This is a genomic window from Acidovorax temperans (genome assembly GCF_006716905.1).
Lineage (GTDB): Bacteria > Pseudomonadota > Gammaproteobacteria > Burkholderiales > Burkholderiaceae_C > Acidovorax > Acidovorax temperans.
This window is the reverse complement of sequence record NZ_VFPV01000002.1, coordinates 164,276-182,375: the sequence shown is the minus strand read 5'-3', so window position 1 is coordinate 182,375 and position 18,100 is coordinate 164,276. Positions and strand designations below refer to the sequence as shown.

At 65.0% G+C, this 18,100-nt stretch carries 17 protein-coding genes; 6 read left to right on the top strand and 11 right to left on the bottom strand.

Annotation, left to right across the window (positions count from 1 at the left end):
- The first annotated feature begins 223 nt into the window (after positions 1-223).
- From exaC to BDD18_RS08955, 4 genes are all read left to right on the top strand, one after another.
- A complete protein-coding gene (exaC, locus tag BDD18_RS08970; protein WP_142082797.1) occupies positions 224-1,747 on the top strand; it encodes an acetaldehyde dehydrogenase ExaC in 1,524 nt (507 codons plus the stop codon).
- Between the two features lie 249 nt (positions 1,748-1,996).
- Positions 1,997-3,151: an L-threonine dehydrogenase gene (gene yiaY / locus BDD18_RS08965; RefSeq protein ID WP_142082795.1), complete on the top strand. Its 1,155-nt coding sequence runs from the start codon at positions 1,997-1,999 to the stop codon at positions 3,149-3,151.
- A 4-nt stretch (positions 3,152-3,155) separates the two neighbouring features.
- Positions 3,156-3,569 carry a DUF779 domain-containing protein gene (locus tag BDD18_RS08960; protein WP_420837313.1) on the top strand — a complete coding sequence of 138 codons (414 nt, stop codon included), beginning with the start codon at positions 3,156-3,158 and terminating at the stop codon, positions 3,567-3,569.
- Between the two features lie 235 nt (positions 3,570-3,804).
- Positions 3,805-4,251 carry an acyl-CoA thioesterase gene (locus BDD18_RS08955; RefSeq protein ID WP_066785759.1) on the top strand — a complete coding sequence of 149 codons (447 nt, stop codon included), beginning with the start codon at positions 3,805-3,807 and terminating at the stop codon, positions 4,249-4,251.
- A 50-nt stretch (positions 4,252-4,301) separates the two neighbouring features.
- On the opposite strand, the gene BDD18_RS08950 is transcribed toward BDD18_RS08955, so the two are convergent.
- From BDD18_RS08950 to def, 10 genes are all read right to left on the bottom strand, one after another.
- Positions 4,302-5,288, bottom strand: a complete 987-nt coding sequence (locus BDD18_RS08950; protein ID WP_420837312.1) for a M14 family metallopeptidase — start codon at positions 5,286-5,288, stop codon at positions 4,302-4,304.
- A 2-nt stretch (positions 5,289-5,290) separates the two neighbouring features.
- A complete protein-coding gene (locus tag BDD18_RS08945) occupies positions 5,291-6,286 on the bottom strand; it encodes a Bug family tripartite tricarboxylate transporter substrate binding protein (protein ID WP_142082792.1) in 996 nt (331 codons plus the stop codon).
- Between the two features lie 151 nt (positions 6,287-6,437).
- Positions 6,438-7,334, bottom strand: coding sequence for a LysR family transcriptional regulator (locus tag BDD18_RS08940; RefSeq protein ID WP_142082790.1), 897 nt, complete (start codon positions 7,332-7,334; stop codon positions 6,438-6,440).
- Between the two features lie 64 nt (positions 7,335-7,398).
- Positions 7,399-8,229 (bottom strand): orotidine-5'-phosphate decarboxylase, encoded by an 831-nt coding sequence (gene pyrF / locus BDD18_RS08935; protein ID WP_142082788.1) that lies wholly within the window; start codon positions 8,227-8,229, stop codon positions 7,399-7,401.
- A gap of 123 nt (positions 8,230-8,352) precedes the next feature.
- Entirely contained in the window at positions 8,353-9,549 is a 1,197-nt protein-coding gene (locus tag BDD18_RS08930) for a phosphoglycerate kinase (protein WP_142082786.1), read from the bottom strand.
- 182 nt (positions 9,550-9,731) lie between these two features.
- Complete coding sequence (locus tag BDD18_RS08925; RefSeq protein WP_066695433.1) at positions 9,732-10,067, bottom strand: AzlD domain-containing protein; 336 nt, start codon at positions 10,065-10,067, stop codon at positions 9,732-9,734.
- Positions 10,064-10,822, bottom strand: a complete 759-nt coding sequence (locus BDD18_RS08920; protein ID WP_082758761.1) for an AzlC family ABC transporter permease — start codon at positions 10,820-10,822, stop codon at positions 10,064-10,066. Before BDD18_RS08920 ends, BDD18_RS08925 begins: the two co-directional genes overlap by 4 nt.
- Before the next feature lie 68 nt (positions 10,823-10,890).
- A complete protein-coding gene (fmt, locus tag BDD18_RS08915; protein ID WP_142082784.1) occupies positions 10,891-11,871 on the bottom strand; it encodes a methionyl-tRNA formyltransferase in 981 nt (326 codons plus the stop codon).
- Positions 11,872-11,961: 90 nt separating this feature from the next.
- Positions 11,962-12,516 (bottom strand): hypothetical protein, encoded by a 555-nt coding sequence (locus tag BDD18_RS08910; protein WP_244939047.1) that lies wholly within the window; start codon positions 12,514-12,516, stop codon positions 11,962-11,964.
- Positions 12,513-13,022, bottom strand: a complete 510-nt coding sequence (gene def, locus BDD18_RS08905) for a peptide deformylase (RefSeq protein ID WP_044394985.1) — start codon at positions 13,020-13,022, stop codon at positions 12,513-12,515. The genes BDD18_RS08910 and def overlap by 4 nt, the downstream gene beginning before the upstream one ends.
- Before the next feature lie 177 nt (positions 13,023-13,199).
- Here def and BDD18_RS08900 point away from each other — a divergent pair, with 177 nt between their 5' ends.
- Entirely contained in the window at positions 13,200-14,420 is a 1,221-nt protein-coding gene (locus tag BDD18_RS08900) for a LysM peptidoglycan-binding domain-containing protein (RefSeq protein WP_142082782.1), read from the top strand.
- A gap of 86 nt (positions 14,421-14,506) precedes the next feature.
- Positions 14,507-15,697 carry a DNA-processing protein DprA gene (gene dprA, locus BDD18_RS08895; protein ID WP_142082781.1) on the top strand — a complete coding sequence of 397 codons (1,191 nt, stop codon included), beginning with the start codon at positions 14,507-14,509 and terminating at the stop codon, positions 15,695-15,697.
- Between the two features lie 54 nt (positions 15,698-15,751).
- On the opposite strand, the gene BDD18_RS08890 is transcribed toward dprA, so the two are convergent.
- Complete coding sequence (locus BDD18_RS08890; RefSeq protein ID WP_142082779.1) at positions 15,752-18,085, bottom strand: DUF1631 domain-containing protein; 2,334 nt, start codon at positions 18,083-18,085, stop codon at positions 15,752-15,754.
- Positions 18,086-18,100: the final 15 nt, after the last annotated feature.

The window sequence follows — 18,100 nt, the reverse complement described above, 5'->3', positions numbered from 1 at the left end:
TCCATTTCGTGACAGGTGTTCTGTGTTGGAACGTAACGCATGGCGCCAACGCGTCACAACTCCGAGCCCTCACACACCAAAACCCAAACAAATCAGCCACTTAGCGCGCAAGCAACCCTTGCCCAGCAGGCATGCAAGGGCTGGCATGGGTCTTGTATAGGTGCTGTCATCTGCCGCCGCAACACGCGCAGCAGATGTCCAAAACACTGACAGGAGACAACACATGACCGTTTACGCAGCCCCCGGCGCCGCTGGCGCCAAGATCGCCTACAAGCCCCAGTACAACAACTTCATCGGCGGCAAATTCGTGCCCCCCGTCAAGGGCCAGTACTTTGATGTCATCACGCCGGTGAGTGGCAAGGTCTACACCCAGGCCGCCCGCTCTACCGCTGAAGACATCGAACTGGCGTTGGACGCCGCCCACGCCGCCGCCGACGCCTGGGGCAAGACCGATGCCGCCACACGCAGCAACATCCTGCTGAAAATTGCCGACCGCATCGAGCAAAACCTGGAGCTGCTGGCCTACGCCGAGACGGTGGACAACGGCAAGGCCATCCGCGAGACGCTGAACGCCGACATTCCGCTCACCGTCGATCACTTCCGCTACTTTGCGGGCTGCGTGCGCGCGCAGGAAGGTGCCCTGTCGAACCTCGACGAGAACACGGTGGCGTACCACATCCAGGAACCGCTGGGCGTGGTGGGCCAGATCATTCCGTGGAACTTCCCCATCCTGATGGCCGCGTGGAAGCTGGCCCCTGCGCTGGGCGCGGGCAACTGTGTGGTGCTCAAGCCCGCAGAGAGCACCCCCATCTCCATCCTTATCCTGGCCGAGCTGATTGCCGACCTGCTGCCCCCCGGCGTGCTGAACATCGTCAACGGCTTTGGCCGCGAGGCAGGCATGCCGCTGGCCAACAGCAAGCGCATTGCCAAGATCGCGTTCACCGGCTCGACCAGCACCGGCCGCGTGATTGCGCAGGCTGCCGCCAACAACCTCATCCCCGCCACGCTGGAGCTGGGCGGCAAGAGCCCCAACATCTTCTTTGCCGACGTGATGGACAAGGACGATGCGTTTCTGGACAAGGCCGTTGAAGGCCTGGTGCTGTTTGCTTTCAACCAGGGCGAGGTCTGCACCTGCCCATCGCGTGCGCTGATCCAGGAAAGCATCTATGACAAGTTCATGGAACGTGTCTTGAAGCGCGTGGCCGCCATCAAGCACCAGAACCCGCTGGACACCGACAGCATGATGGGCGCGCAGGCCAGCAAAGAGCAGCTCACCAAAATCCTCTCGTACCTGGAGCTGGGCAAGCAGGAAGGCGCTGAAGTGCTGGCCGGTGGCGGCCAGGCCCATCTGGGCGGCGACCTGGAAGGCGGCTACTACGTGCAGCCTACGCTGTTCAAGGGCCACAACAAGATGCGCATCTTCCAGGAAGAAATCTTCGGCCCCGTGCTGGCCGTGACCACTTTCAAGGACGAGGCCGAGGCGCTGGCGATTGCCAACGACACCCTGTACGGCCTGGGCGCCGGTGTGTGGAGCCGCAACGGCAACGTGGCCTACCGCATGGGCCGCGCCATCAAGGCCGGGCGCGTGTGGACCAACTGCTACCACGCCTACCCCGCGCACGCCGCGTTTGGCGGCTACAAGGAATCGGGCATTGGCCGCGAAAACCACAAGATGATGCTGGACCACTACCAGCAAACAAAGAACCTGCTGGTGAGCTACAGCGAGAACAAGCTGGGCTTCTTTTAAGCCCATTTGACGGGGGTCAACGGATGGCCTGAGCCCCCCGCTTTGCCAAGCCGCAGCGGGCGTATGATTTTGGCAAAGCAACCCCCTGCCTTGGGCGCTGAGACCTGCTTCTCACGCCCCGGGCCGACCGCCCCGCCACTCGCATGGCGGACCCGGATCGACCCGCAGCACCCCAAGGCAAGGGCAGCCCCGCCCTGCTGCGACACACCGACCCAACCCTTTCCCCATACCTTACCAAGGAGGTTCACGATGACCAGTACGTTCTTCATGCCCAGTGTCAACATCATGGGCGCAGGCTGTCTGCAGGAAGCCATGGTGGCCCTGAAGGGTCACGGCTTTCGCAAGGCGCTGATCGTTACCGACGCCGTGCTCAGCAAGCTCGGCGTGGCGGCGCGCATCCAGACCCAGCTGGCCGGGCAGCAAATTGCCTCGGTGGTGTTTGATGGCACCCAGCCCAACCCCACGGTGGGCAATGTGCGCGCCGGGCTGGCGCAGCTGAAGGCCGAGCAGTGCGACTTCGTGATCTCTTTGGGCGGCGGCTCGGCCCACGACTGCGCCAAGGGCATTGCCCTGTGCGCCACCAACGGCGGCGAGATTGCCGACTACGAAGGCGTGGACCGCTCGGCCAAGCCGCAGCTGCCCCTGGTGGCCATCAACACCACGGCGGGGACGGCCAGCGAGATGACGCGCTTTTGCATCATCACCGACGAGACACGCCACATCAAGATGGCCATCGTGGACCGCAACGTCACGCCCATCCTGTCCGTCAACGACCCCGAGCTGATGCTGGCCAAGCCCAAGGGCCTGACCGCCGCCACCGGCATGGACGCGCTGACCCATGCGGTGGAGGCCTATGTGTCCACCGCCGCCACGCCCATCACCGACGCTTGCGCGCTGAAGGCGGTGGAGCTGATTGCCCGCCACCTGCGCACCGCCGTGAACCATGGCGACGACCTGAACGCCCGCGAGCAGATGGCGTATGCGCAGTTCCTGGCCGGCATGGCGTTCAACAACGCATCGCTGGGCTATGTGCATGCCATGGCGCACCAGCTGGGCGGCTTTTACGACCTGCCCCACGGCGTGTGCAATGCGCTGCTGCTGCCGCATGTGGAGGCGTTCAATGTGCCCACATCGGCCGCACGTCTGCGCGACGTGGCCCACGCCATGGGTGTGAACGTGGCGGGGCTGGACGCCGAAGCGGGCGCACAAGCCTGCCTCGCCGCCATCCGCCAGCTGGCGCTGGATGTGGGCATTCCCAAATGCCTGGCAGACCTGGGCGTGAAGGAAGCGGACATTCCGCTGCTGGCCACCAATGCATTGAAAGATGCCTGCGGCCTGACCAACCCGCGCACCGCCACGCAGGCGGACATTGAAGGCATCTTCCGTGGGGCCATGACGGCCTGACACCGTGGCCGTGGATTCCGCACACCCCAACGGCACCCCGCCACCCCCACGGGTGGTGGCCACGCCCGCCGCGCTGGAGCTGCTGGCCTTGCTGCAAGCCAAGCATGGGCAGGACCTGATGTTTCACCAAAGCGGGGGCTGCTGCGACAACAGCGCCGCCAACTGCTACCTGCCCGGCGAGATCACCATGGGTGCGGGCGATGTGTACCTGGGCGACATCGGCGGCTGCCGCTTCTACATGGGCAAGGCCCAGTACGAAACCTGGAAGCACACGCAGCTCATCATCGATGTGATCGACGGGCATGGTGGCGGCACCTTCTCGCTGGAGGGGCCGGAGGGCAAGGCCTTCCACACCCGTTCGCGGGTGTTCAGCCCCGAAGAACTGGCGGCCCTGGGCATCCAGCCGCCTGCGCCTTGATCTGTGGGGGTTGAGAAGAAATCGGCTTCCAGCGCTTATCCAGCAAGTGCAACCAGCTATTAATTCAATAGCAAAAAAGCCCCGCCGCGCTGGCAAGCCTGCCAGTGCGGCGGGCTGCCTCGCCCCTACAAACGGTCACATTCAGGCGGGCAACGGCGGCCACCCTGTCGCGGCTCTCATGAATAATGGGACGCATGAAGAACTTTTGCGGGCCAGCGTGGCCCCGCAGCAGCCCATGACCACCACCTCGACCATCTTGCGTTTTGTGGCAGAAGCCTCTGCCGACAGCCCCGGCGGCCGCGTGGCCGCAGGCACCGTCATGAAGTGGATTGACGAAGCCGCTGCCGTGGTGGCCCACCAGTGGGCCAAGAGCCCCTGCGTGGCGGCCAGCTTTGGCAAGATCCGCTTCGCGCACCCCGTGGTGGCTGGTGCCCTGGTGGAGGTGGAAGCCCGCCTGGCCTACACGGGCACCACCAGCATGAACATCTTCATTGAGGTGCGCAGCGGCCCGCAGATCAGCGAGGCCTACCAGGAGGTGACGCACTGCGTGGCGGTGTTCGTCTCGCCCGACGAACATGGCACCCCGCGCCCCGTGGACACCTGGACGCCCGAAACCCCCGGCGACATGGCGCTGGCGCAGCTGGTGCGCAACCAGATCGAGGCCGGGCGTCCCACGCACTGACGCTCACACTGACGCCCCCCGGGCCGTGGGCCAACGGCACCCCGGCCGGTTTACAGCAAGGTGCGCCGAGCGTAGCGCACCACCGTCACGCCGTTTTGCGCCTGCCGCGTGGACGGCATCACCAGCACGCAATCGTCGTACGGAGTGAGCACCGGCTCACCATCGTTGTCGCCAATGACCGTGCCTTGCTTCTCAATGCATTCCAGCCCGGTGAAAGGCTCCACAAACCGGAATGCCGCACTGCGGGCCACCACGGGCTGGGTCACTTCCAGCGCCCATTGACGGGGCGCATCGGGCAGGCGCCAGCCGGGCAGTTGCTGCGCCAGCGCTGCGGCAGAGATCACACCCGACTGTTCGATAAAGCGCACGCACTGGTCCTGGGCCACGTGCAGGCTGGCCGGGTCGCCATGGAAGCCGCACTCGATCAGCAGCGAACGGGTGTCGCCCGCCTGGTCATCAGGCAGACCGAAGCGGCCGTAGTCGCGCATGCGCACGCCATCTTTGTGCCCGGCGTCCACCACGATGTGCTCGGGCGCGCGCATGGCCCGCGCCAGCGCCAGGTTGCGCGGCTGCACACCCGTGAGCAGCAACGGCGCCGAGGGCTCGTGCATGGAGTGAATGTCGAGCAGCCAGTCGGCCCGCTGCACAAAAGGCCGCAGCGCGGCGGCGCGGCGGCGCTCGCTGCTGTCGCCAGCGTCCATGCGCTCGTCCAGCCATTGGCGGTTCAAGTCCTGGTCCACAAAACGCGAGGCGTCGTGGTGGGCCGCGTCAAAGCGGTCAAAGGCTGCCAGATTGCATAACGCCAGCGTGAGGCTGCCCTGCTCGGGCCGCACACCGGCCTCCAGCAGGCCCTTGAGCGCCCAGGCACCGCACAGCTCGTTGCCGTGCACCAGCGCGCTGACCATGACGTTGCGGCCGGGCTTGCCGCTGTCAAAGTGCCACACGCCCTCCACGCCGGTGTTGCCGGCACGCCAGGCGCTGATGTCCGGCACCGGCAAAGCGAAGTGCAGCGGGGCAGGTGCGTTGTTCGGGGTCATGTTCATTCTTCAATCTTGGCGAATTGCACGATCTTGCGGTACTTGTCGATCTCGCTGGCGATGTACTTGTCGGTGTCCACGGTGGGCGAAGCCACCACCGAGCCTGTGGCTTCGAGCTTCTTGCGGAATTCGGGTGACTGCAGCGCATCGGTCAACGCCTTGCGCAGCTTGTCGTGGACGGGCTTGGGCAGGTTGGCAGGGGCCATCAGGGCAAACCACACGCCAATGTCCACGTTCTTGAACTGGGGCGATTCAGCCAGGGCTGGAATGTCGGGCGTGATGGGTGAGCGCTTGGCCTCGGTGGTGCCCAGGGCGATCACCTTGCCGCTCTTGATGTGCGGCAGGCCGCTGGAGAGCACGAACACGCCAAACTCCAGGTTGTTGCCCACCAAGTCGTTGGTGAGCGGCGCCACGCCGCGGTAGGGAATGTGCGTCATGAACAGCTTGCCCTGGCTCTTGAGCATCTCGCCCGCCAAGTGCAGCGATGTGCCCACGCCCGAACTGCCGTAGCTGTACTTGCCGGGGTTCTTGCTGACGAGTTGGATGAAATCTGCCGCGTTCTTCACGCCCGAGGCGGGCGAGGCCACCAGCACCAGCGGCTGCGAGGCCACCAGGCCAATGGCGGTGAAGTCCTTGATGTCGTACTTGACCTTCTTGGTCACCAGCTTGTTGATGGCCAGCTCATTGCTCGCGCCCACCAGCAGCGTGTAGCCATCAGGCTGGGCGCTGGCCACCTTCTGCGCACCAATGGCACCGCCCGCGCCACCGATGTTCTCAATCACCACGGGCTGGCCCAGGCGGTTGGACAGCTCGGTGCCCACCATGCGGCCCATCAGGTCCGTGCTGCCGCCCGGCGGGTATCCCACCACGATGGTGATGGGCTTGCTGGGGTAAGCCGGGGCTTGCGCAAAGGCTGCAGGCGCCAGGGCCAGGCCAGCCAGTGCACCGACCGCCCAATGAAAAACGCTGCGGCGCAGGGCCGATGGAACAGGACGCATGGTGATCTCCTCGATGGGAATGGAACACCCATTGTGCGAAGCACGGCCGGGCACTGCGGTGCCAAAACGGCACCGAAACCAGCCTTTTCGGCCCGGCGACTGCGCTGCGTCAGGTGCCCTGCCCCCAGTGTCCCGAGTTGGAGATTCGTTACTAGCGGCGTGCGATGGTGGACCAGAGAGACTCGGCCAAGGCGCTGAAACGGCGCTTGGGGCGGAACATGCGCACATCAAACTTCACCTCCAGCCCCTTGCCACCGGCCGGGGCCAGCAGGCCCGATTTGACGTCGGCATGCACCACAGACCAGGGCAGCCATGAAACGCCCAGCCCTTTGCGCACGTACTCGTAGTTGGCATCGGGCGAATCGCATTCCACCAGCCGCTTGAGGTGGGCGGCCAGGGGGTGGTGGGCCAGCAGGTCTTCCACCAGGCGCCCGAGCGCAAGGGTGCGGTCGTAGGCGATGTAAGGCACGGGCGCGCAGCCCGCTTCGAGGAAGTACATCGGGGCACCGCTGGCATCGGTGCGTGAAACGGGCAGCAGCCGGTCCGTGGCCAGCGCAACGTGCTCGAACTGCCTGCCGTCCAGCGGCACCACCAGCGAGGGGTGGTGGTACAGGATGGAAAAGTCGGCCAGGCCGTGCTGCAGGTCATGCACCGCATCCGCCAGCGAACGGGTGGAGATGCGCAACTCACCATCCGCCAGATAGGGCCGCAGCCGCACCAGCCAGTCGGCCACGATGGTGCGCGCCAGGGTGCGGCCGGTGCACAGCGTCACGGTGCGGCCCTGGCGACCGGCAATGGCCATGAGTTCGTCGTGCGACTGCGCGAGGTGGCGCGTCATCTGCAGCGCGGTGTCCAGAAACGCCTGGCCCGCAGCCGTGAGCTTGACGGGGCCGGCCTCTCGCTCGATCAGCGGTGTGCCCGCCCAGGACTCCAGCGCGCGAATGCGGCGCCCAAAGGCCGGGTGGGTGACATGGCGCAGCTCGGCCGCACGGGTGAAGCTGCGCTCCTGCGCCAGCGCCACGAAGTCCTCCAGCCATTTCAGTTGCATGGGCGAGGCTTCCTGGGTGGAACGGGTGGGGCCGCAGGCGATGAGGACGGCTCGGGGCGCGCGCTCAGGCGCTGCGAGCGGCCTCCAGCACCGCGCGTGTGCGTAGCGCCTCGGCGCGGGCGGCCGCGCCAAAGTCGTCGCCCGAAGAGGCGTACAGCACGGCACGCGAAGAATTCACGATGATGGGGCCGTCGCTGCGCAGGCCTGCGCGCACGGTGGCCACGGCATCGCCGCCCTGCGCGCCCACGCCGGGGATCAGCAGGGGCAGCGTGGGCGCAATACTGCGCACGCGCTCAATCTCTTGCGGGTAAGTGGCACCCACCACCAGACCGAGCTGGCCGTTCAGGTTCCAGGGGCCCTGGGCCAGCTTGGCAATGTGCTCGTACATCAGGGGCTGGCCTTCGATGCTGGCCAGGCGCTGGTTTTGCAGGTCGTCACCACCGGGGTTGGAGGTGCGGCACAGCAAGAAAGCACCCTTGCTGGGGTAGGCGGCCAGGTAGGGCTCGATGGAGTCAAAACCCATGAAAGGCGAGAGCGTGACGGCGTCGGCGCCGTAGCGCTCGAATGCCTCTTTGGCGTACTGCTGCGCGGTAGAGCCGATGTCGCCGCGCTTGGCGTCCAGAATCACCGGCACCTGGGGCGCCGTGCGGCGCATGTGCTCCATCAGGCGTTCGAGCTGGTCTTCGGCCCGGTAGGCGGCAAAGTAGGCAATCTGCGGCTTGAACGAGCAGACCAGATCGGCCGTGGCATCGACGATGGCCGCGCAGAAATCGTAAATCTTGCTGGCGTCGCCCTTCAGGTGGGAGGGGAAACGGGAGGGCTCTGGGTCCAGGCCCACGCACAGCATGGATTGGTTTTGCGTGGTGGCCGTGCGCAGTGTGTCGATGAAGGTCATGGGAGTGATTTTAGGTGGGTGCCGCTGGGCGGGGTCCTTGGAACCTGTTCGTGCAGGTCTGCCCATGAAAAAGGCCACCCCGCAGGGTGGCCCTTAGAACCTGTTGACGACGCGCGGAATGTTTTAGTTTCCGGCTGCGCGCTTTTCCAGAATCTCGAAGGCGGGCAAGGTCTTGCCTTCCAGCACTTCCAGGAAAGCGCCACCGCCGGTGGAGATGTAGCCCACCTGCTTTTCGATGCCGTACTTGGCAATCGCAGCCAGCGTGTCGCCACCGCCCGCAATGCTGAAGGCAGGCGATTCGGCAATCGCCTGGGCGATCTGCTTGGTGCCGTTTTCAAAGGCCGCAAACTCGAACACGCCCACAGGGCCGTTCCAGACGATGGTGCCAGCGGACTTGAGCTGGGCTGCGAGGCGGGCCGCCGTCTCGGGGCCGATGTCCAGAATCATGTCGTCTTCGGCCACATCCGTGGCCGCCTTCACGGTGGCGGGGGCGTCAGGCGCAAAGGTCTTGGCCACGACCACGTCGGTAGGGATTGGCACTTCAGCACCACGGGCCTTCATCGCGGCCATCACGGCCTTGGCGGCGTCCAGCAGGTCGGGCTCCGCCAGGCTCTTGCCGATGGGCAGTCCTGCCGCCAGCATGAAGGTGTTGGCAATGCCGCCGCCCACGATGAGCTGGTCCACCTTGTCGGCCAGGCTTTGCAAGATGGTGAGCTTGGTGGACACCTTGGAGCCCGCCACGATGGCGGCCAGGGGGCGCTGGGGCTGGGCCAGGGCCTTGGTCAGGGCATCGATTTCAGCCGACAGCAGCGGGCCTGCGCAGGCGATGGGGGCGAACTGTGCGATGCCGTAGGTGGTGCCTTCGGCGCGGTGGGCCGTGCCAAACGCGTCGTTCACGAAGATGTCGCACAGCGCAGCCATCTTGCGGGCCAGCTCTTCCTTGTTCTTCTTCTCGCCCACGTTCAGGCGGCAGTTTTCCAGCAGCACGACCTGGCCGGGGGCCACTTGCACGCCGTCCACCCAGTTGGCGACCAGCGGCACATCACGGCCGAGCAGTTCGGCCATGCGCTTGGCCACGGGGGCCAGGGAGTCTTCGGGTTTGAATTCGCCCTCGGTCGGGCGGCCCAGGTGGCTGGTCACCATGACAGCGGCACCAGCGTCCAGCGCCATGCGGATGGCGGGGATGGAGGCGCGGATGCGGGTGTCTTCGGTGATATTGCCGGCGTCGTCTTGCGGCACATTCAGGTCGGCACGGATGAAGACGCGCTGGTTGCGGGCCTTGCCCTGGGCGCACAGATCGGAAAAGCGAAGGATGTTCATAGCAGAGGTGTAAAGGGAAAGGAGGGCTTTCGCGGCGGCCATTTTAGTAACCGCAGCAGAGGGGGCGTCCTGTCTGCGCCAGAGCACCCGTGGAACTGGCTTCGCCCGGCCACCGGGTGCGTCCCCCTCCCGCGAAGCGAGAGAGGGGGAAGGCGCCGAAGGCGACTCAGGGGGTGCAATCTCTACCAGCCCCAGCCAATGTGCAAAGGCAGGTACACCGCCATGCCCACCACGATGGTGCCCAGGATGCCGCGCCGCCAGAAGTAGTAGCCGGTGGCGCACACCACCGCAGGCAGCCGGGCATCCTGAAAGGTGTTGATGAGCTGGCCCTGCGACATGAGGATCTCTGGCGCAATCACGGCCGTGAGTGCGGCCAGGGGCGCGTATTTGAGGCCCCGCTTGAGCCAGCTGGGCATGGACATCTCGCGCTCGGGGATCATGAAGAATGACCGCGACACCACGGTAATGACGGCCAGCCCGAGGATGGCAATGGCGGGTTCAACCCAGGACCAGTTCATGGATGGCGCTCCTCTCGCACAGGCACTATGTCGCCGTCGCGCACATGCTGCTGTTCATCGGCTGGCAAATCTTCTTCAGCGGGCACCAGCAGCAACTCGGGCGGGTTGCGATGGTGCTCCACCGCCTCGATCAGCAAGCCCACGGCCACTGCAGCCGCAATGGCTACCAGGATGTTGAGCTTGAGCGGCAGCGCAAACGCGGCAATGGCGGCGGTAGCTGCCACGCCCGTGGCGATCCAGGTGGCGCGGTCAAACAGCAGCGACAGCAGCACGCCCAGCAGCGCCAGCACGCCTGCAAAACCCAGGCCCCACGACAGCGGCACCACGTTGGCCAGGGCGATGCCCACCAGCGAAGGCACCTGCCACGCCAGCCAGTTGGTGCAGGCCGCGCCCCAGAAGTAGGGCACCTGGCCCGGCTCGGGCTTTGGCTCGGGAAAGCGCTTCATGAAGGCGACAAAGATCACGTCGCCGCTGAAATAGCCCGTGGCCAGCCGCCAGCGCAGCGGCAGGTGCGCAAAGTAGCTGCGCCACATGCTGCTGAAGATGACGAAGCGCAAGTTGACGCACGCGGCGGTGAGCCACACCACCCACAGCGGCGCACCCACCATGAGCAGCGGCAGCACTGCCAGCTGGGCGCTGCCGGCGTACACCATCACCGACATGAACACCGCCATGGGCAGCGACATGCCGCTCTTGATCATGGCCACGCCCGTGACCAGCCCCCAGGCACCAATGCCCACCGAGGTGCCCGCCATGTCTTTGCCCGCCAGCCGAAACGACGGGTGACGGATCACGGCCTGCGCGGCTGCCCAGGGCGGCGGACTCACGCGGCCACCGTGCCGGCACCCAGCACCTGGCCCACAGGCAGCGGAAAGCCGCGCAGAAAGTCTGCCACCGGCAGGCGCTTGCCCCCGGCGCGCTGCAGGGTGGTCAGGCGCAGGGCGCCGCCCTCGCCACAAGCCACCGTCACGCCCTCTGGGCCTGATGCCAAAATCTGCCCGCAGCGCTCACTGGATAAGCGCGAGCAGCTATCAATTTCATAGCTCCACACCTTGATCGCCTCGCCTTGCAGCGCGGTGCTGGCGCCCGGAAAGGGATCGAAGGCGCGAATGCGCTGGCCAATCACATGCGCTGGCAAAGACCAGTCGATCTCGCTCTCGGTCTTCTCGATCTTGTGCGCGTAGGTCACGCCCTCGGCAGGCTGGGGCACGGGCTGCAGGCCACCACAGGCGGCCAGCTCCAGCGCTTCCACGATCATGCGGCCACCCAGGTCGGCTAGGCGGTCATGCAGCACCGCTGTGGTGTCGGTGGGGGCAATGGGGGTTTTTTCGACCAGCAGCATGTCGCCCGTATCCAGCCCTGCGTCCATCTGCATGATGGTGACGCCGGTTTCGGCATCGCCCGCCTCGATGGCGCGGTGGATGGGCGCAGCGCCACGCCAGCGGGGCAACAGGCTGGCGTGGATATTGAGGCAACCTTTGGCGGGCATATCCAGCACCCACTGGGGCAGGATGAGACCGTAGGCGGCCACCACCATCACATCGGCCTGGGCAGCCAGCAACGCATCGCGGGCGGCGGCAGCGTCTTCGGGGTATTTACCGTCCAGCCGCAGGCTGCGCGGCTGTGCCACAGCAATGCCATGGTCCAGCGCGCATTGCTTGACGGGGGAGGCCTGCAGCTTCATGCCACGGCCTGCAGGGCGGTCGGGCTGCGTCAGCACCAATGGCACGGTGAACCCCGCCGCCAGCAGGCGCGCCAGGGCCACGCGGGCAAATTCGGGGGTTCCGGCAAAAATCACTCTCATGGCAAATCTCTCGCAATACGGCTCAGCCGGGCAACGGCCCGCGCGGGCTGGTGGCACAAGGGGCGCCAAGAATGAGGCGCCGCGCCACCGTCATGGGCGGTCGTCAGGGGCGTTGGATACATCGTCCACAAACAGCACGCGCTGCACTGTGCCCGATGGATCGATGTGAAGGTAGGCAAAGCGCGGGTCGGACAGCTGAAGGAACCGGTACGTCCAGACTTCGCCCTCAAACCGGGCCACGCGCTCCACCCGCTGGGGCGCTCCCAACCAGTAGCGCACGTCCGATACCGTCCACTGCCCGACGGGAATCTGCTCCAGCCAGGCCTGCGTCAGCGCCGGCGCATTGCGCACCAGGCGCCCCGTGGCGTCGAAATCCAGGTTGTAGACCTGCACGCCTGCGGGCAGTTCAGAGTATTGCCACCGCTCGCCGCCTTCGGGGCGGGGATACATGGCGGTGGGTGGCCCCAGGCGCGCAGCCACGTCGGCCCGCGCGGAGCCCAGAGCCTCTTTGCCCGGCACTGCGCAGCCCACCATCACAGCGCACACCGCACCTGCACTGCACACCGCCAGCCAACGCAGCACCTGCGCCCAACGGGCGCGCGGAGCATGGTGGTGGGGTTGTGCAGCAGGTGCGGAGGTATTCACTCCCGATTACCTCGCTGCTGCTTGAGCATTTTGGTTTTGATGCGGTTGCGTTTGAGGGGCGACAGATATTCCACAAACACCTTGCCGAGCAGGTGGTCCATTTCGTGTTGAATACAAACCGCCAGCAAACCCTCGGCTTCCACAGTATGCGGCTGGCCCTTCTCGTTGAGCGCCTTCACATGAACGCGGGTGGAACGCTCCACGCCGTCGTAAATGCCGGGCACGGAAAGACAGCCCTCGTCGCCCACCTGCTTTTCGGGGCTGGCCCAAGTGATTTCCGGGTTGATGAGAACCAGAGGCTGGTCGCGCTCCTCAGATACGTCAATGACCACTACGCGTTCGTGCACGTCGATCTGCGTGGCCGCCAAGCCGATGCCGTGGGCGTCGTACATGGTGGCCAGCATGTCGGCCACCAGGGTCTGGATGCGTTCATCCACCGCTGCCACAGGCTTTGCCACCTTGTGCAGGCGCGGATCGGGGAAACAAAGAATAGGAAGAATTGCCATGAAACCAGGTAATAAGTGTCGCTATTTTCGCCACTTTCGAGCAAAGGCGCTGGCCCCCAAGCCAATATTCATTGCCCAATCAAGGGCTTGAGCAGAGAATCTGAGATGGTTTGTAATGTATTTGCCAGCAGTTTCGTGGAAAAAAGGCTGCTGGCATCAGTGAGGGGGCGTATACCAATGCATCAAAAAAGGAAAAACAGGATGGCTTTCACCAGCGCACAGAAAACAGCCTTGGGAGCGCTGGCAGTCATTGCCGCTTTTACCTGCACACCTACTTTCGCCCAGAAATACCCCATTACCGATGCCCAGCGCAGCACTGCCCATCAGGTGGCTGAAAAAGGTGTTCCCGTGTCTGAATTGGCGCCCAACGCGCCAGACACCTATGTGGTCAAACGTGGCGATACGCTGTGGGATATTTCTCGCATGTACCTCAAGAGCCCCTGGCGCTGGCCAGAGCTGTGGGGCATGAACCTCAAGGCGCTGCCCAATCCGCACCTGATCTTCCCGGGGCAAACGCTGTACCTTGACAAGAGCGATGGCTACGCGCGCCTGCGCACCCAGCCCACGGGCGGGTCCGACACAGTGCGCCTGTCACCCCGCACCCGCACAGACAGCCTTGCCAGCCTGGCGCTGCCCACGCTCAAGACCCACCTGATCGCACCGTTCCTGGTGGAGCCGCTGGTGGCTGATGCCGCCACCATCGAGCAAGCCCCGCGCCTCGTCGCCACCACCGACCAACGTGTGCTGATGGCCGCTGGCGACCGGGTGTACGCACGCGGCAACCCTGACGCACCGCTGAGCACCAAACCCGGCCAGCCCCGCAGCTTCCGCGTCTTCCGGGAAGCCATTCCGCTCAAGGACCCCGTTACCGGGGAGGTGCTGGGTTATGAAGCACGTTACCTGGGCAACGCCGAACTCGCGCGCAGCGAAACCACGGAAGAAATCAGCGACGGCAAGGGCAACCTCAAGCAAGAGCCCGTGCCCGCCACGGTGGACATCACATCCACCAAGGAAGAAATTCGCGCCGGTGACCGCATGCTGCCCGAGCCACCCCGCACCTTCAAAAACTACATTCCGCACGAGCCCCAGACCAGCGTGAATGCACGGGTGGTGTCGATCTACGGCTCCACCCCCGTCGCCGTGGCTGGGCAAAACCAGGTGGTCGCCATCAACATGGGAACCGCCCAGGGCATGGAGCCAGGCCATGTGCTGACGCTGCTCACCCAGGGCGACCGCGTGAGGGACACGACGGCAGAGGGCAAGCCCACCATCAAGCTGCCCAGTGAGCACAATGGCCTGGCCATGGTGTTCCTGACGTTCGAGCGCGTTTCCTACGCACTGCTGCTGGACGTGCGCACCGGTGTGCGCGTGGGTGACCGTCTGGCCAACCCCCATTAAACGTTGCGCCCACCAGCGTACCCCATCCAACGGGGCCTGTGGGCCCCGTTTTTACGTAGCCTCTCAATCTTCCTCTGAGCCCGCTCATGGACCGCGATGAACTAGGCGCATGGCTGCGGCTTGCCACCACACCGGGCATCGGCAACCAGACCGCGCGCAAATTGCTGGCCACCTTTGGGCTGCCCACGGCCCTCTTTGCACAAACCGAGGCAGCTCTGAGCCAGTGCGTCAGCGAGCGGCATGCACGCGCTCTGGTCACGGTGCCCCCATCGTGGTCTGAATTGCTGGAAAAGACTTGGCAATGGCTGCACGCCAGCGATTTGGCCGAAGGCACTGCGCGCGCCATCATCACCCTGGGGGATGTGCGCTATCCCAAGAAACTGCTCGACACCGAGGACCCGCCGCTCATGCTCTACGTGGTGGGCGCCCGCGCTGTGGTGCAAGGTCAGCCCTTCGCCGAAGGGCGCTGCCTGGCCGTGGTGGGTAGCCGAAACCCTACGGCGCAAGGCGCGGACAACGCCTACCAATTTGCGAAGGCATTGGGGGCCACAGGGCTCACGATCGTCTCGGGTCTCGCACTGGGCGTGGATGCGGCAGCCCATGAAGGCGCTCTGGCCCCTATCGCGCCAGATCGTTCCCTGAAAGAAGGCGACGCACCCACGACCATCGCCGTGGTGGGAACAGGGTTGGACCGCGTGTACCCCAGCCGCCATCTCGACTTGGCGCACCGCATTGCCCGGCACGGCTTGCTGGTGAGCGAGTACCCTCTGGGCACCCCCCCGCTGGCCCCCAACTTTCCCAAGCGCAACCGCATCATTTCAGGCCTGTCGCAGGGCACGCTGGTGGTGGAGGCAGCCCTGGCGTCTGGCTCACTGATCACCGCCAGGCTGGCGACGGAACAAGGACGCGAGGTGTTTGCGATTCCGGGTTCGATCCACGCCCCGCAATCCCGGGGTTGTCACGCCCTCATCAAGCAAGGGGCCAAGCTGGTGGAGTGTGCACAAGACGTGCTCGAAGAATGCCGTTGGGCGCTACCGGCCGCCAGCTCATTCACGGCTGACGACACAGCCGTCGGTACGGACGAACCTGCTGCGACTGCACCCCGGGAAAGTGCGCTGTTGCAAGCCATGGGCTACGACCCCGTCGGGCTGGATGCCTTGGTCAACCGCACGGGAATGGATGCCGCGAGCCTACAAGTGCAATTGCTGGAACTGGAGCTGGACGGTGTGGTCGCCCGTTTGCCCGGTGCACTGTTCCAGCGGGTGGGGCGGGGCTGAACGCGAGATAGGCCAGGCTGGCGGTGAGCCAAAACGCAGAGATCGCTGTCGGGCTCAGTCGAGCAAGCGTTCCGGGTTAGCGTCCAGCTTGGCCAAGGCGTCGCGGGTGGCGCGCATGGTGAGGCCTTCTTCATCCTGGGCCACCAGAAGCCCGCTTTGGAGGTACGCCGCCAGTCTGCGCAGCTGGATCAGGTAGCTGCTGCCATCCACGGCAGCAAACAAGTGCAATTGCTTGCGTTTGCTCTGCCACACATACTGAACCTGGGCAGAAGAGCCGTTGTGGTCCAGCGTGTACCAGGTGCCGGGTTTGAGCTCTTGGGCCCAGGCCACCATCGCATCGTCCACAGGTGCGTCGTTGTCAGCGATGACAAAGATCGACGAGGCATCGATGCCCAGCATCATCTCGATGCTTTCAGAATTCAACGGCATGTCACCCAAGGTGGCATCGTTGATGAAGTCTTCCAGGTTGGCCAGACGCTTGGACATCGCCTCGATGTGGGCTTGCGGAATGCTGGCCGTCTTGGAGAGAAAGGCTTCCGCCAGGGTATCCGTCAAGACCTTGACGGTGGCGTCCTGGTCCGCGCCCGTCACGCCGATCAAGGTCAGGCCCTGGCGCAAACGTTGCAGCAGCCCCGGCAATTGCTGGATCACCAGCGCACGATCGCTGCGATTGGGCTTGGCGCTGGCCGCCCACACCAGGTCGGCCGCGGTTTGCTTGAACATGACGGTGTCGGCGTGCTGCGCGCCGTCGCGCACGGCCGACAGTGCCAGCACCTCAGCCCAGGTCTTGAACAGGAACTCGCGGATCTCATCACGCACCGGCATATCGCGCAGCATGGTGCGCAACTCGATGGTGTACTGGATGGCCAGCGTCTCGCGCTGCTCTACCTGCTGGGCCACGCTGACCAAACGTGAAGTGGCCTGCTTTTCAGTGAGAAATTTGGAGAGGAATTTCTCAAACTCCTCGTGCACCAGCTGAAACACCCGCCGCCCCGTTTCCGGGTACTGCTCAATCACCTGCACCACACGGCGAATTTCCGCCTCCAGTGCGCTGCCGTTGATGGCGGTGGCATCAAAGCCCATCACACAAGCGCCCATGCGATCAATGAGCTGGCGTGCGGGGTGATCCAGGTTGCTGAAAAACTCCGGCTCGGCCAGCGCCACACGCAGCACGGGCACCTGAAGGCGGGCGAACCACACGCGCACGGCCGGCGGAATGCGGTCTTCCGCCAGAATGCTCTGAAACATCAGCGCCACCACCTCGATGATGGCTTTCTCACCAGGGGTAACGGCTTTTTTCTTCAGCTCGGCGGAACGCTCGCGCACCGCCCCGGCCACCTGCACTACCGCCGCAGGGCTGTAATCTTCCGCAATGGTGACCATGCCGCTGTAATGCGTTTCCGCCTGCACGCGCTGGGCCGACAGTGCATGCGCCAGCGCCGCCGAGGCAGGCGGTGCCTGGGTCATGTCAAAGCCCGTTACAGGCTGGGACAACAGGCGGCGCAGTTGCCCCATCACTCCCTGCGCCCGTTGCCGGGCACGGATCAAGGGAGTCATGCCGGTGACGGCGCCCAAACCACCACCCGCCATCGCGGGGTACGACCCAGGCACCTGTGGGATGGAGCCACCCATGGGTCCCATAGGGGGGCGCCGCAGGGGTTCACCACGGCCTGACGCAGGGCCAGCCACGCGATCGGATCGGTCCGCCCCCAAGGCCGCGGCGCCCGAAGCCCCTGCGGTGGTTCGGCGAACACGGTTGCGCATGTCCGTGGGCGCAGCCACGCCCTGTTCCACATAAAAGACGTTGACGGCCTGGTAGTGCTTTTGCACCTGGTTGGCCAACTCGCGCTGCAGCGGATCAATCACCCGCAGCAAATCGGTGCGAGGCAACCCTGCTTCCACCCACTGCTCCACCAGATTCAGGCAGATGGTCTCCGCCCGCAAGATGTCGGTGCTGTCCATGTCTTGCCCCTCCAGCACCTGGGTGCGCTGGCGCAAGGAGTCGAACTGCTGGCTGACCTGCTCGGCCACCGTGAGGGCCATGCGAGAGGCGACGATCTTGTTTTCCACCACATCGTCGCTGAGCAACTCGAAGGAGAGATTCACCGCGCGGCCACCCGGGCCAGCGCTGGAGGCGGGCAATACCGCATCACGCCACGCCTTGGCGGTGCCGTCAAGCCATGCGGCCTGGTGCTGTTGGTACAGCAGCCAGGCATCGCGGCGGGTTTGCATTTCTCGCTGGGTGCCCGTCTGCGCCATCAGCGCCGACAGGAACTCACCCACCGTTTTGTGCAGGTCAGGCAGGCTGGCGCACAAACCCTCGACGAAACGCTGCCGTGCCTGGCGCGCAAGGCGGCGTTGCGCTACGAGCGTTTCAGAGGATTGCATGCGTCGATATTACCG